We start from the raw sequence: 13,559 nt of genomic DNA, 5'->3' as shown, positions 1-13,559 counted from the left end.
TAGCGCCCAACGGACCACCGGCCGGTTGGTTCCTTGGCGGCAGTTCGCCTTTCCGAGAGGCCGCAGTCAGCGCTTTGCTTCCCCGAACACCACATTCGGCACCGCGCGGTTGACGACCTCGCGCAGTGCGAAGCTCGATTGTACCCGTGCTACGCGCGGCAGGCGCGACAACTCGGTGCGGTGGATACGTTCGAAATCCTGGATGTCGCGGGCGAGCACGATCAGGATGTAGTCGTCGGTCCCCGACATCAGGAAGCAGCGCACCACGGAGGGGCATTTCACCACCTCCGCCTCGAACGCCTTCAACGCCTCGTCGCTCTGGCTTTCCAGCGCGATACGAACCAGCACCGTGGTGGTGAGGCCGAATTGGGCGAGGTCGAGCGCGGCCTGATAGGCCTGGATGTAGCCGTCGTCCTCCAGCGCCTTCTGCCGCCGTGCCAGCGCGGTGCTGGACATGCCGACCTTGTTGGCGAGCTCGGTGTGGCTGGCCCGCGCATTGGTGGTGAGTTCCGCGAGGATGGCGAGATCTTTCCGGTCGAGGGCCAAGGTTTCGTTTCCAGCGTGAAAGGGCGTTTGCGCGCCGGAAACCGGCGCGGGGAAGCCAAAGCTAGCGGATATTTGCACGAAACCAAACCGGCCCCGTCGCTACGATCAGGAGGTGAATCAAAAGGAGCCCAGGATGCGTGTCGGTGTGCCCAAGGAGATCAAGGTGCAGGAATATCGCGTCGGGCTCACCCCGGGCGTGGTCCGCGAATATATCGCCGCCGGGCACCAGGTGACGGTCGAGACCGGCGCGGGCGGCGGCATCGGCGCGCCTGACGAGGTTTATCGGCGGGCAGGGGCCATCATTGCCGAGAGCGCTCGCGACATCTTCGCGAAGTCCGACATGATCGTGAAGGTGAAGGAGCCGCAGAAGAGCGAATGGGCCCAGCTTCGCGAAAGCCAGATCCTGTTTGCTTACCTCCATCTCGCGCCGGATCCCGAACAAGCCAAAGGTTTGCTCGCCTCCGGCTGTACTGCGATCGCCTATGAAACCGTCACCGACGCGGCCGGTCACCTCCCCCTGCTTGCGCCGATGAGCGAAGTCGCCGGCCGCCTTGCCATAGAGGCTGCCGGCGCCGCGCTCAAAAGCTCGGCCGGCGGCCGCGGGCTGCTGCTGGGCGGTGTTCCCGGCGTGCAGCCGGCAAGGGTCGTCGTGCTCGGCGGCGGGGTGGTGGGAACGCAGGCTGCGCGCATGGCCGCAGGGCTCGGTGCCGAGGTCACGGTGATCGACCGCTCGATTCCACGGTTGCGCGAACTTGACGATCTCTTTGCCGGCCGCGTGCGCACCCGGTTCTCGACCATCGAGTCGGTCGAGGAGGAGGTGTTCGCCGCGGACGTCGTGATCGGCGCGGTGCTGCTGCCGGGCGCCAGCGCACCAAAGCTCGTCACGCGTGCGATGCTGACATCGATGCGGCCGGGCGCCGTGCTGGTCGACGTCGCGATCGATCAGGGTGGCTGCTTCGAGACCTCGCACCCGACGACACATGCAGAACCAACTTATGTGGTCGACGGCATCGTGCATTATTGCGTCGCCAACATGCCCGGCGCGGTGCCGGTGACGTCAAGCCACGCGCTGAACAACGCGACGCTACCGTTCGGCTTGATGCTCGCGAACAAGGGCTTTGCCGCCGTGCTGGAAAATCCACATCTGCGCAACGGACTGAATGTGCATCGCGGCCGCATCACCAACAAGGCCGTGGCGGAAAGCCTCGGGCTGGAGTTTGCTCCGGTGGAGAGCGGACTGGCGGCGTAGCGTTGCTGCTCATACCGGCTTGCGATGGCGGCTGCCGAGCGCGGCTTCGATCGTCTCGGGCTTCTCGATGCGTTCGATCAGCATGTCGATGCGGTCGCCGCCCCAAAACAGCTCGCCGTTGAACGCCATGGTTGGAACGCCAAACACGCCGAGCGCCTCGGCCTCGTCGATGATGCGGTCATGCTCGGCGCGCGCGGAGCCGTGGGCGTAGGCTTCGAATTCGCTCGCCGAGCCGCCGCACGATCTGATGACGTCAGTGATTGCGGCGAGGTCGTCCATTTCGAGTTCATGGCTCCAGAAACGGCGAAACACCGTGTCGTGATACGGACGGAAGAAGCCGTGCGCCTGTGCGAACAGCATGCCGACGCTAGAATGGAAAGCGTCGTAAATCCGTCGGGGCCCTTTCATGACAAGCCCTTGCGCATTGGCATAGCGCCGCGCGTCCATATAGGCGTAGCGCACCTTGCGCCAGAAATGCGGCGTGCGCTCTTCGACCGTTCCCATGAATTCGGCGACGCGCAGCGTGTAGGGCCGCCATTCGAGCTCGACGCCGTGCGTCTCCTCAAGCTCGAACAGACGCTTGTTGGCCACGAACGCGTAGGGGCTCTTGTAATCGGTGTAGACGCGCACGCGTGGCTTCGGCATGGCCAACTCCCTCCCTTAAGCTCACGCCTTCGTCAGTCTGTACTGCCGCAGATCAGGATCATGCGTCATGCGCCAGTAGTCGACGAAGCGCCAGGGCATTGCGGAAAACACGCGGCCGCTCGAATTGCGATAGTAGGTGCTCATGCCGGGATGAGTCCAGATCATCGTCTCGTGCTCGGCATCGACCTTCCGGACGTAGTCGTCCAGCACGTCCTTGCGGACGTCGATCGCTGCGACGTCGTGCTCGATCATGTCGGCGAGGCAGGCGGAGATGTAGCGGCTCTGACATTCCGACTGGAAGATGACGCTGCCGCCATGCGCGGGACCGGAATTCGGGCCCAGCATGCAGAAGAAGTTTGGGAAATCGGGCACCGTGAGGCCGAGAAACGCGGTCGGATTGTCGTTGCCCCAGGCCTCGCGCAAATCCTTGCCGTTGCGGCCGCTGATGTTGAGGCGCGCGGCCATTTCCGTGACCTTGAAGCCGGTCGCGACCACGATGACGTCGGCGGGGCGATGCTTGCCGTCCGCGGTGACGATGCCGCCCTGGTCGAAATGATCGATCGCGTCGGTGACGAGCTGGACATTATCCAGCATCAGCGTCTTGAACCAGTTGTTGTCGAGCAGGATGCGCTTGCCATAGGGCGGATAGGTCGGCACGCACTTCTCGATCAGATCGGGGCGGCCCTTCAGCTCGGTGAGGATGAAGTCGGTCAGCTCCTGGCGGTGCCGGTCGTTGCCCTTGTTGACGGCGCGCTCAGGATGCGGCCAGGCCGGGTCCTTGCGCAGGAACGGCAGCAGACCGTCGCCGTAACGCCAGAACATGTTGAAGCGGTACCATTGCACATAGAACGGCAGATGCGCGAGCAGCCAGCGCGCGCCTTCGCTGATCGGATCGGCATAGCCCTTCACAGGCCGTGCCCATTGCGCGCTGCGCTGGTAGACGGTGACCGAGGCAACGCGGCCGGCAATCGCCGGCACCAGTTGCATCGATGTCGCGCCGGTGCCGATCACGGCGACATGCTTGCCGTCGACGTTGGTATCGCTGGACCACAGCGCCGAATGCAGGACCGTTCCCTTGAAGTCTTCCTCGCCCTCGAAACGGGCGCGCGAGGGATCGTTGAGCTGGCCGATCGCGCTCACCAGCGCAGTGGATTCGAAGGTTTCGACGCCATTCTCAGTCCTGAGGGTCGAGATCCAGCGCCGCTTGCCTTCGTCCCAGCGCGACGACGTCAGCTCGGTGTTGACGCGCAGATGCTTGCGGATGCCGTATTCGTCCGCGACCTTGAGCAGATATCCGTGCAGCTCCTCGCGCTGGCAGAAGTAACGGGTCCATGCATTGCCCGAGCCGAAGGAGTAGGAATAGGAGTGGTTCGGCGTGTCGACTCCGCAGCCGGGATAGCGATTGATCCACCAGGTGCCGCCGAGCTCCTCGTTCTTCTCGACGATGGTGTAGGGGATGCCGAGATGGCCGAGCGCGACGCCGAGTGCGATGGCGCAGACGCCGGCACCGACGATCAGCACATGCTGCTCGGCGAGTTTTTCGTCTGAAGGGCGCTTGGTCGTCCATCGCGCCTCGCGCGGCACAAAACCCATCTCCTCGCGCATCAGGGGTGCATATTCCGGCGAGACATTCTCGCCGAGACAGGCGCGCATCATCTTGAGCAGCAGTTCATCGCCGGGATCGGTGATGACAGGCTTGGGTGGGCCATCGGCAAAGAGCTTGACGACCGCGGCGCGGATTTCGCCCTGGACTTCTCTGGGCACGCCGGCCTCGGGATCGGGGATGAGGCGGATGTCGCGCTTGGGCAGATAGGGTGGCTCCAGCCAGCGCTCGTCGCCGGTCATGTGCACGAGCACCATCAGCAGGCAGCGGATGTCGCCTTCTTCAATCGTCGAGGTGAGGTCGAGCGCCTTGTGCGGAGATTCGATGTTCATGGCGTGTCCTGATCTCCGGATGCAATGAAGAGGCCGCGTGTCATAAGCTTGCGATAGGCAGAGATGACGTGCTCGGGTACGGCGGTGACGCCATCGGCGGAATAGGAGTAGCGCCGGCTGAGATAGCCACGCGAGCCCATCAGCATGTGGACGATGGCCTCGAACTCCTCGTCGCTGTAATTCTCGATGGCGCCTGAGCGTCGCGCGCGACGCAAAATGCGGACATAGGCGACCGAGATGTTGTCGAGATGCTTCTGGTAACCGGGAGGTGCGAAGAACTCGGCCTCGTTGAGGATGCGCAAAAATTCCGGCACTTCGCGGATGAAGTCGAAGAATGCTGAGAAGCGCTCGATCTCCTGCCGTGCCGCATCCGCCGTGCCGGTGCGGGCGCGGATGAACTCGACCATGTCGAGGCCGATCTTGGGCAGCAGCTGGTCGAGCAGCTCCTGACGGTTCTCGAAATGATTGTAGAAGGTGCCTTGCGCGACGCCGGCCTGCTCGGTGATGCGGGCCACGGAGGCCTCGGCATAGCCATGCTTGCCGACGACTTTTGTGGCGGCCTCGAAGATCTTCTGCTTGGTCCAGGCGTTGCGCTCGACGCGGTTGAGTTTTGTGGCTTTCTCGCTGGCGGGGCCTTGCGTCATGCCACGGTCTCCAGTTCGGCGCGCAGCACGCGCTTGAGAATCTTTCCGGACGGGTTGCGCGGCAGGCTGCCGCGGATGATGAGCTGTTTCGGTACCTTGAAGCTCGCCAGCCGCGTGCGGCAGTGCTCGGTGAGGGCGGGGAGTTCGAGGCTCGCGCCGTCAGCCAGCACGACGATGGCGACCGGCTGCTCGCCCCAGCGCGCATCGCGCAGGCCGATCACCGCGACCTCGCGCACCTCAGGCAAATCGTAGATGACGCGCTCGACCTCGGAGGAGGCGATGTTCTCGCCGCCGGAGATGATCATGTCCTTCTTGCGGTCGGTCAGATACAGAAAGCCATCGTCGTCGAGATAACCGACGTCGCCGCTGCGGAACCAGTCGCCGAAGAAGGCGGAGGCCGTCTTCTCCGGATCCTTCCAATAGCCGCGCGTGATTTTTGGCCCGCGCAGGCAGATCTCGCCGTTCACGTTCGGCGGCAGCGTCCTGCCATCCTCATCGCGGACCTCGATCTCGACATGAGCAATGGCGCGCCCGGTGGAGCCGATTTTTTCGATCTCGCGGCCGGCTTCCATGAAGGTATCGCCGCCCACGGTTTCGGTCAGGCCATAGGCATCGATGTAGCGCGCATGGCGGAAGAACTCCGCGAAAGCGCGGATGCGCAGCTCCGGCGTCTTCTCGCCGCCGCCGATCGCCCATTTCAGGCTCGACACATCGTAGCGCTCACGCGTGGGGCAGGTGAGCATCGCAGTGGTCATCACAGGCGCGAACCAGGCGGCGTTGAGCTTGTCCTCCGCGATCGCGGCAAGCGCGCTTTCCGGCTCGAAGTTGCGTTCAATCATGATGAAGCCGCCATGCCAGAGCACGGCGATGCCGGGCAAATCGAGCGCGCCGACGTGATAGAGCGGGCCGACGATCAGAAGTCGCGTCTCCGCGCTCAAGGACAGCGCGATCGTCTGGTCGGCGGACTTCCAGTAGAAATTGTCGTAACTGATCATCACGCCCTTGGGACGGTCGGTGGTGCCCGAGGTGTACATCAGCCGCATCAGATCTGACGGCTGGCGGACGTGCATCGGGGCGGGCGGCGCTTCGCTCGCGAGGCGCATCACGCTCTGCTGCGCGGCCTCGTCGAGTACGACGACGGTTGCACCAGCTGCGTTCGCAGCCAGCTCTTCGTCGGCAATCAGCAGCCGCGCGCCTGCATTGCCGGCGATGTAGCCGACCTCGTCGCGCGAGAGGCGGAAGTTGATCGGCAAAAACACTGCGCCGAGATGGCTGGTGGCGAAGACCAATTCCAGGAATGCCGCGCTGTTCTTCATCAGCACGGCCACGATATCGCCGGCGCCGATGCCTTGTGCGGCGAGCCAGCCAGCGGCCTTCCGGACGCGCGCGTCGAAGATCGCGTAGGAAATCTCCTCGCCGCGATATTTCAGCGCAGGCCGGTCCGGCGTGCGCCGGGCATGAAAGGCGATGAAGCTCGACAGGTTGATCATTGCGCGGATTTTGGGCCGATTTCCGGCGCCGTTTCCTCTTTGATGAATTCTGACTCATAATTCATCTTTGGCTTGACGTCACCCCCTCCCTCTGAAATCCTTCGACACACGGAGACGAGACGATCTCCGGCAGGGATCAGGACACGCCGACCCGACAGAGGGAGGGAAAAGATGACGAGAACCCGCACGCCGGGCATCAGCCGCCGTTCAACATTGGCGCTGATGGGCGCCGGTGCGATCAGTGTTGCCGCGCCGTGGGTGGCGCGTGCGCAAGCCAAGACCATCAAGATCGGCATGCCGACGATCCTGTCGGGCCGGGTCGCGCAGCTCGGCACGTCGTCGCGCAACGCGGTGATGCTCGAGGTCGACAAGGTGAACGCAGCCGGCGGGCTCGCCGGCCGGCAGATCGAGATGGTGATCCGCGACTCCAAGGGCCAGCCGCAGGAAGCTGCACGCGTCGCGCGCGAACTCGTCAACACCGACGGCTGCGAGTGGCTGATCGACGGCGAGGCCTCGTCCGGATCGTTCGCGGTTCACGAAGTGGCGCGCGATCTCGGTGTGCTCTGCGTCCACACCTGCTCGGAAGCGTCGTCGCTGACGGCCGATCCGAAGCAGCACATCCCGAACGCGTTCCGCTGCGTGCGCCAGGGTATCCACGATTCCATCGTCGGGGGCAGCTACGCCGCGTCGATTTCCAAGGCCAAGGGCCTGAAGAAATGGGCGACCTGCTCGCCCGACTATGCCTATGGCCGCGACACCACCGGCGAGTTCACTCTGTACCTGAAGCGCTTCGCGCCCGACGTCGAAATCATCAGCGAGTCCTGGCCAAAGCTGTTCCAGCCCGACTACACCGAAGTGGTGACCAAGATTTTGCAGGCCAAGCCGCAGGCGCTGTACTCTTGTCTATGGGGCGGCGATCTCACCTCCTATATCGACCAGGCCAATATCTACGCGATGTTCGGCCAGATGGAGGTGTTCGCGGTCAACATGGCCGACTACACCGCGCTCACCGTGGTGAAGAACCTGCCGAAGGGCATCCACTCCGGCAACCGCTACATCAAGTCGTTCCCGAGCACGCCGGAAAACGCCGCCTGGGGCGATGCCTACAAGGCCAAGTACAACGAATATCCGACCAACTGGTCCTGGCAGAACGCGACCGCGGTGATGTTCCTTAGCGAAGCCGCGAAGAAGGCCAACTCGACCGACGGCAAGAAGATCGCGGAAGTCTTGAAGGGTCTCACCATCAAGTGCCCGTTCGGCGCCGACGGCACCGTGACCATGCGCGGCGACGACCACACGCTGGTCGGCTACGCCATCGGCTGGGGCACCACGATCCCGCAGGAGCCCTATGTCCCCGAGGTCAAGGCCGGCGACTGGAAGACCATCTTCGAGCTCGAAGCCGAGTGGAAGAAGAGCAAGGGCTACACCTGACCTGAGACGCGGCGGAGATGGGTGACCGTCTCCGCCTGTTTCGTTTGGTTCTCCGCGCCGTATCAGGCGCGCCGCAATGAAAGTGCTCCCGTGGATCTCGACGCGCTCGCCGGCTGCCTCTCCAGCTCCGCCTGCCTGGTGACGCAAACCACCAGCGGCCTCATCATCGGCATGCTGCTGTTCCTGGTCGCGGTTGGGCTGACACTGATTTTTGGCGTGCTCAAGATCGTCAATTTCAGCCACGGCGCCTTCTACATGTTCGGCGCCTATTTCGCGATGACCGCCTATCAGTTCACCGGCAGCTTCGCGCTGGCGATGATTGCCGGTGCAGCCGGCACCGCGGTCCTTGGCTTGATCTTCGAGCGAGTCTTCATGAGCCGCGTCTACGGCGCCGACGTGCTGATGCAGCTGCTGGTCTGCTACGCCTTCGTCCTGATCTTCGACGATGTGGTGCGGTTGATCTGGGGTCCGGAATTCAAATCGATGGGCATGCCCGCGGCGTTCCAGGTGATGCCGCTGTTCATCGCAGGTGGCGTGGTGCCGCCTTATTATCTGCTGCTGATCGGCGTGGCACTGGTCGCGGCGATCGTGCTCGGGATTGGGCTCTCGCGCAGCCGCATCGGCAAGGTGATCCGTGCCGCCGCGCATAATCCCGGCATGGTCTCCGCGCTCGGCATCAATACCGGTCTGATCTATGGCGGCGTGTTCGCGCTCGGCGGCGGGCTTGCCGGCCTTGCCGGCGCGCTCGCCGCGCCGGTGCGATCGCTCACGCCCGGCATGGGATTCTCGGTGCTGATCGAATCCTTCATCGTCACGGTGATCGGCGGCATGGGCTCGATTCTGGGCGCGCTGGTCGGTGCGCTGCTGCTCGGCCTGATCCGCTCGTTCGGTTCGCTCGGCTTTCCCCTGTTCACGGAAGGCCTGATGTATCTGTTCATGGTGATCGTGCTGGTTTCCAAGCCCACTGGCCTGTTCGGCAAGGAGGCGGCATGACCGAGCTGGAGGCCGGGCGCGCGCGGACGCTAGTGCCGGCGCGCAACGGCGCGGTGCTGCAACGCTATCGCGATGTCCTGATCGCGCTGATCGCCTTCGCGGTGCTGGCGAGCCTGCCGCTGTTCACTGGCAGCAAGGCGCTGCTCGACTTCGTCATTCGCTGCTCCGCCTACGGCCTGTTCGCGACCTCGCTCAACCTGCTGGTCGGCTATACCGGCCTGACCTCATTCGGCCACGGCATGTTCTTCGGCTTAGGGGCCTACAGTTTCGGCCTCATCATGCAGAAGCTCGGCATGCCCATTCCGGTCGCCTTCGTCGCGACGCTCGCGATCACCGCGGTGATCGCCGCCGTCATCGGTGCGATCTGCGTGCGGCTGAAGGATATCTATTTCGCCTTCGTCACGCTCGCCTTCCAGATGCTGATCCATTCCACCATTTTGTCATGGGCCTCCTTCACCGGCGGCGACCAGGGCCTGCGAGGTGGCATTCCGCGGCCCGCATTCCTCGGCATCAATCTCGCCAATCACGTCCATCTCTACGTCGCGAGCTGTGCGCTTCTCATCCTTGGCCTGCTGGCAATGCGCCAGATCGCGCAATCGCCGTTCGGCTACACGCTGCGCATGATCCGCGACAACGCTGCGCGCGCGAGCTTCCTCGGCATCGACGTCTGGCGCGCAAAACTCACCGTGTTCGTGCTCGCGGCGCTGTTCGCGGCGATGGGCGGCATGGTGATGGCGCTGTTCGTCTCCGGCGCCTATCCCGAATTCGCCTATTGGACGATCTCCGGCGAGGGCATCTTCATCAACATGCTCGGCGGCGTCTCGACCTTCCTCGGACCGATGGTCGGCACCGTGCTATTGCTGCTGCTCAACGACACCGTGACGCGCTTCACCGAGTACCACGGCATTGTGCTCGGTGTGGTCATCCTGTTCTTCGCGCTGGGCTTGCGCAAAGGCTTGCTCGATTTCGTCGCCGAATGGTTTTCGCACCGGCGCAATACGGGCGAAGGGCGCTAGCCATGCTCGAGATCCGCAATCTCGCAAAGTCCTTTGGCGGCGTGAAGGCGACCAACGACGTCTCGCTCGACTTCCCCGACGGCTCGCTCACAGCCGTGATCGGGCCGAACGGTGCGGGCAAGAGCACCTTCTTCAATTTGATCACCGGCGCGCTGAGGCCGGATTCCGGCCAGGTGCTCCTCGACGGCGTCGATCTCGCCGGCCGCTCGCCGCCGGCGATCGTCCGCCACGGCATCGGCCGCGCGTTTCAGGTCGCAAACATCTTCAAATCGCTGACCGTGCAGGAAACCATGCTCGCCGCCGTCAGCGCCGACCAGCGATCGTCAGCGGTGCTGCACAAGCGTTTTCCGTTGCCCGAGACCCGCGACCGTGCCGAGCATGTGATGGAGCTGCTGGGCCTCGCCGGCAAACGCAATCGCACGGCGGCGACGCTGTCGCATGGCGACCAGAAGCTGCTCGACATCGCACTCGCCCTGGTGCTCGAACCGAAGGTGCTGCTGCTGGACGAGCCGACCGCCGGCATGGGCCCGGAGGAGCGCTGGCGCATGATCGACAAGGTGCGCGAGCTCTGGGAAACGCAAAAGATCACCGTCGTCTTCATCGAGCACGACATGGACATCGTATTCAAGATTGCACCGAAGATCGTAGTGCTCTGCTACGGCCGCATCCTCGCGACCGGCACGCCCGACGAGATCCGCAACAACAGCGCGGTGATCGAGGCCTATCTCGGTACCGAGCATGCGGGAGCCGCCGCATGAGTGCTGCCGTCATCGAAGTCGCCGATCTCGACGTCTACTACGGCACCAGCCAGATCCTGTTCGGCGTCGGACTGTCGGTGCGGCAGGGCGAGACCATGGCGCTGCTCGGGCGCAACGGCGCGGGCAAATCCACGACCATGAAGGCGATCATGGGTTTGGCGCCGCCGCGACGGGGCCAAATTAGCCTGCGCGGCGCGGTGATCTCCGGCCGCAAGCCGCACCATATCGCGCGCGCCGGCCTTGGTTTCGTGCCGGAGGACCGCCAGATTTTCCCGGAGCACACGGTCGAGGACAATCTCGTCATCGGCAGGAAGCGCGGACCGGAGGGCCAGGACGAATGGCCGATCAAGCGCATCTACGACGTGTTCCCGCTGCTGGAGCCGTTGCGCCACCGTATCGCCGGACGCCTGTCAGGCGGCGAGCAGCAGATGCTCGCCATCGCGCGCACGCTGATGGGGAATCCAGCGCTGTTGCTGCTCGACGAGCCGAGCGAGGGTCTCGCGCCGATCATCGTGCAGCGGATCGGCGAGTTGTTGCGGCAACTCCGTAAGATCGGTTCGACCGTGCTGATCGCCGAGCAGAACATGCATTTCTGCCTGGGGCTGGCGAGCCATGCCACCGTCATCGACAAGGGCCAGATCGTCTATGCCGCCGGGATCGACGAACTGAAGGCCAACGAGTCGATCCGCCGCCGCTATCTGGCGTTGTAGCCGGTGCGCCGGTGCCCAGATAGGCCGGAAGAAGAAAACCATTGCCCCGCGTCGCTCCGGCGGAAGGAGTTTCCCCTCCGAGGCACGAAAAAGCCAATCCCTTCCATTGCTGTTTCGGGCCGAAACGACGACATTTCCTTCAGAAATCGATGGATCGACGGCTATGGAACGCACTGGATTTGAGCCTTTCGGCGAGCAGTTGGTGTCCGCAACGGACACCCAGCCGCGCTCGCGCGGGTCAAAGCTGCTGCTGCGGGTCGGCACCGGCCTGTTCTGGTCGCTGGTCGCCGGCATCGTGCTCGCGCGTGCGGCCTTCTTCGAGCCCGGCGTCTATGACGGCTTCAGCCGTGTTGCCTCGCTGGCCAAGAACCTGTTCTTCTAAGGCTGGCCTGATCTTCTGAGCCGTCTATTTCAGGCTGAGGACAGAACTTTCCCTCGGCCCTGATATGTCGAAAACTTATTCCCCAACGAAGCGGCGCTGCGTATAAATCCTTCTCCTCGGGGAGAGATTTGTGTCGCAGAATCAAGCATCCAGCCCAGCCGACGCCAAGCCGTCTACGGCCATTGGCCGTATCGTCGCGCTGCTTCCGGGTATCCTTCTCTGCATCGTCGTGGCCGGTGTCTCGGCGCTGCTGGAGCGAGCCGAGCTGGGTGTGTTCGAGCATCCCTATGTCGAGGCGCTGGTGATGGCGATTCTGCTTGGGATGGCGCTGCGCAGTTTCTGGAAGCCCGCGCCGCGCTGGCAGGCGGGCATCGCATTCAGCGCCAAGCAGCTGCTCGAAGTCGCTGTGATGCTGCTGGGGGCCTCGATCAGCTTTGCAGCCATCGCAGCGTCCGGCGTCGCGCTGTTGGCATCGATCGCAGCGGTCGTCGTGGTCGCGCTCAGCGTCTCCTTCGGCATCAGCCGCCTGCTCGGTCTCTCGACGCGGCTCTCGATCCTGATCGCCTGCGGCAACTCGATTTGCGGCAATTCGGCGATTGCTGCTGTGGCGCCGATCATCGGCGCCAACAATGATGAGATCGCATCCTCGATCTCCTTCACCGCGATCCTCGGCGTGATGATGGTGCTCGGCCTGCCACTGCTGATTCCGCTGCTGCAGCTGTCGGCCACGCAATACGGCATCCTCGCAGGCCTGACCGTCTATGCCGTGCCGCAGGTGCTGGCCGCGACGGTGCCGGCGGGACTTGTCTCGACGCAGATCGGCACGCTCGTGAAACTGATGCGCGTCCTGATGCTCGGACCGGTCGTCGTCGGCCTCTCGCTGACGGCCTCGCGCTGGCAGAGCGACGCCAAGAAGACCAATGTCGGCTTCTTCCGCCTGGTCCCGTGGTTCATCCTCGGCTTCCTCGTGCTCGCGACCCTGCGCTCGCTCGAGATCGTGCCGTCCACGGTGGTTGCCCCGATCACGCGGATCACGGGTTTTCTCACGGTGGTGTCGATGGCCGCGCTTGGCCTCGGCGTCGATGTGAAGGTGCTTGCCAATGTCGGGGGACGGGTGACGGCGGCCGTGACGCTGTCGCTGATGCTGCTGCTCGGCATCAGCATCGCGCTGGTGCACTGGTTCAAGTGAGATTGAGCCGCGATCGCGAATTCCGCTTCCTTCTCGCCTTGCGGGAGAAGGTGCCTTGCCGAAGGCAAGGCGGAGAGGGATCTGTATCTGCAAACGCCTCTCTCTCGTTTCGAACGCGCCGATAGAACCCCTCATCCGGCGCTTCGCTGTCCAGCGGATGGATGGGTAACAGAACAGCCCGGGTGGATGGGTGACACTGGTTCATGATTTGGTCGGCTGCGGCGCTGCGCTAGCGCAGCGCCGCAGCTTTCGTGTTTTCTGGTCGATGATGCCGATGGGCACGTCGAAGAAGCGCACTTGCCAGCATCCGTCCTCGGTTTCCTCGACGGCGACTTTTTCACCGTCGAGGGCACTGCAGATGTGGATGAGTTCGCCGTGCCATTTGATCTCGCCGTTGGAGCGGACCTGGCGTACCGCGGCTTCGGCTGGATAATCCGGCTCGGGAAGCCGCCTTGGCATCGCACGAGGCGAAGTCCGATAGACGCTGGCAGGTGGGTGCTGGCCAAGCGATTCGTGCGGCCGTTCTTCGTTGTAGTCGCGCACAAATGCCGCGAAGCGACGAGCTTGCGCG

At 63.8% G+C, this 13,559-nt stretch carries 14 protein-coding genes; 8 read left to right on the top strand and 6 right to left on the bottom strand.

The genetic code is table 11. The annotated features are described in order from the left end of the window. Positions 1 to 66: 66 nt before the first annotated feature. Entirely contained in the window at positions 67 to 546 is a 480-nt protein-coding gene (locus ABIB00_RS35135) for an Lrp/AsnC family transcriptional regulator (RefSeq protein ID WP_247350047.1), read from the bottom strand. Between the two features lie 133 nt (positions 547 to 679). Between ABIB00_RS35135 and ald the strand changes: the two genes are divergently transcribed. Further along, positions 680 to 1,795 (top strand): alanine dehydrogenase, encoded by a 1,116-nt coding sequence (ald, locus tag ABIB00_RS35130; RefSeq protein ID WP_247350048.1) that lies wholly within the window; start codon positions 680 to 682, stop codon positions 1,793 to 1,795. A 9-nt stretch (positions 1,796 to 1,804) separates the two neighbouring features. Here the strand turns inward: ald and ABIB00_RS35125 are convergent, their stop codons facing one another. Genes ABIB00_RS35125 through ABIB00_RS35110 form a run of 4 tightly spaced genes read right to left on the bottom strand, consistent with a single transcriptional unit; the run spans position 1,805 to position 6,509 of the window. Beyond that, complete coding sequence (locus ABIB00_RS35125) at positions 1,805 to 2,440, bottom strand: 2-hydroxychromene-2-carboxylate isomerase (protein ID WP_354107517.1); 636 nt, start codon at positions 2,438 to 2,440, stop codon at positions 1,805 to 1,807. A gap of 21 nt (positions 2,441 to 2,461) precedes the next feature. Beyond that, positions 2,462 to 4,375, bottom strand: coding sequence for a flavin-containing monooxygenase (locus ABIB00_RS35120; protein ID WP_354107516.1), 1,914 nt, complete (start codon positions 4,373 to 4,375; stop codon positions 2,462 to 2,464). Beyond that, positions 4,372 to 5,019, bottom strand: coding sequence for a TetR/AcrR family transcriptional regulator (locus ABIB00_RS35115; RefSeq protein WP_354107515.1), 648 nt, complete (start codon positions 5,017 to 5,019; stop codon positions 4,372 to 4,374). Before ABIB00_RS35115 ends, ABIB00_RS35120 begins: the two co-directional genes overlap by 4 nt. Further along, a complete protein-coding gene (locus tag ABIB00_RS35110) occupies positions 5,016 to 6,509 on the bottom strand; it encodes an AMP-binding protein (RefSeq protein WP_354107514.1) in 1,494 nt (497 codons plus the stop codon). Before ABIB00_RS35110 ends, ABIB00_RS35115 begins: the two co-directional genes overlap by 4 nt. Positions 6,510 to 6,680: 171 nt before the next feature. On the opposite strand from ABIB00_RS35110, the gene ABIB00_RS35105 reads away from it, so the two are divergent. The 7 genes from ABIB00_RS35105 (at position 6,681) to ABIB00_RS35075 (ending at position 12,988) form a co-directional block, all read left to right on the top strand. Then, a complete protein-coding gene (locus tag ABIB00_RS35105) occupies positions 6,681 to 7,940 on the top strand; it encodes an ABC transporter substrate-binding protein (protein ID WP_354107513.1) in 1,260 nt (419 codons plus the stop codon). Positions 7,941 to 8,030: 90 nt separating this feature from the next. Beyond that, positions 8,031 to 8,933, top strand: a complete 903-nt coding sequence (locus ABIB00_RS35100) for a branched-chain amino acid ABC transporter permease (RefSeq protein ID WP_354107512.1) — start codon at positions 8,031 to 8,033, stop codon at positions 8,931 to 8,933. Beyond that, positions 8,930 to 9,949, top strand: a complete 1,020-nt coding sequence (locus ABIB00_RS35095; RefSeq protein WP_354107511.1) for a branched-chain amino acid ABC transporter permease — start codon at positions 8,930 to 8,932, stop codon at positions 9,947 to 9,949. The genes ABIB00_RS35100 and ABIB00_RS35095 overlap by 4 nt, the downstream gene beginning before the upstream one ends. A gap of 2 nt (positions 9,950 to 9,951) precedes the next feature. After that, entirely contained in the window at positions 9,952 to 10,707 is a 756-nt protein-coding gene (locus ABIB00_RS35090) for an ABC transporter ATP-binding protein (RefSeq protein ID WP_247350063.1), read from the top strand. Further along, positions 10,704 to 11,417, top strand: a complete 714-nt coding sequence (locus tag ABIB00_RS35085) for an ABC transporter ATP-binding protein (RefSeq protein WP_247350065.1) — start codon at positions 10,704 to 10,706, stop codon at positions 11,415 to 11,417. The genes ABIB00_RS35090 and ABIB00_RS35085 overlap by 4 nt, the downstream gene beginning before the upstream one ends. Before the next feature lie 202 nt (positions 11,418 to 11,619). Further along, positions 11,620 to 11,799 carry a hypothetical protein gene (locus ABIB00_RS35080; protein WP_354107510.1) on the top strand — a complete coding sequence of 60 codons (180 nt, stop codon included), beginning with the start codon at positions 11,620 to 11,622 and terminating at the stop codon, positions 11,797 to 11,799. 130 nt (positions 11,800 to 11,929) lie between these two features. Continuing rightward, positions 11,930 to 12,988 (top strand): YeiH family protein, encoded by a 1,059-nt coding sequence (locus ABIB00_RS35075; protein WP_247444960.1) that lies wholly within the window; start codon positions 11,930 to 11,932, stop codon positions 12,986 to 12,988. Positions 12,989 to 13,189: 201 nt separating this feature from the next. On the opposite strand, the gene ABIB00_RS35070 is transcribed toward ABIB00_RS35075, so the two are convergent. Further along, the coding region (locus ABIB00_RS35070; protein ID WP_354107509.1) for an integrase core domain-containing protein at positions 13,190 to 13,559 on the bottom strand (370 nt) is incomplete at its 5' end.

This window comes from Bradyrhizobium sp. LB14.3 (genome assembly GCF_040547985.1).
Lineage (GTDB): Bacteria > Pseudomonadota > Alphaproteobacteria > Rhizobiales > Xanthobacteraceae > Bradyrhizobium.
The sequence above is the reverse complement of the archived record's forward strand: the minus strand, read 5'-3'. Positions and strand labels throughout refer to the sequence as shown.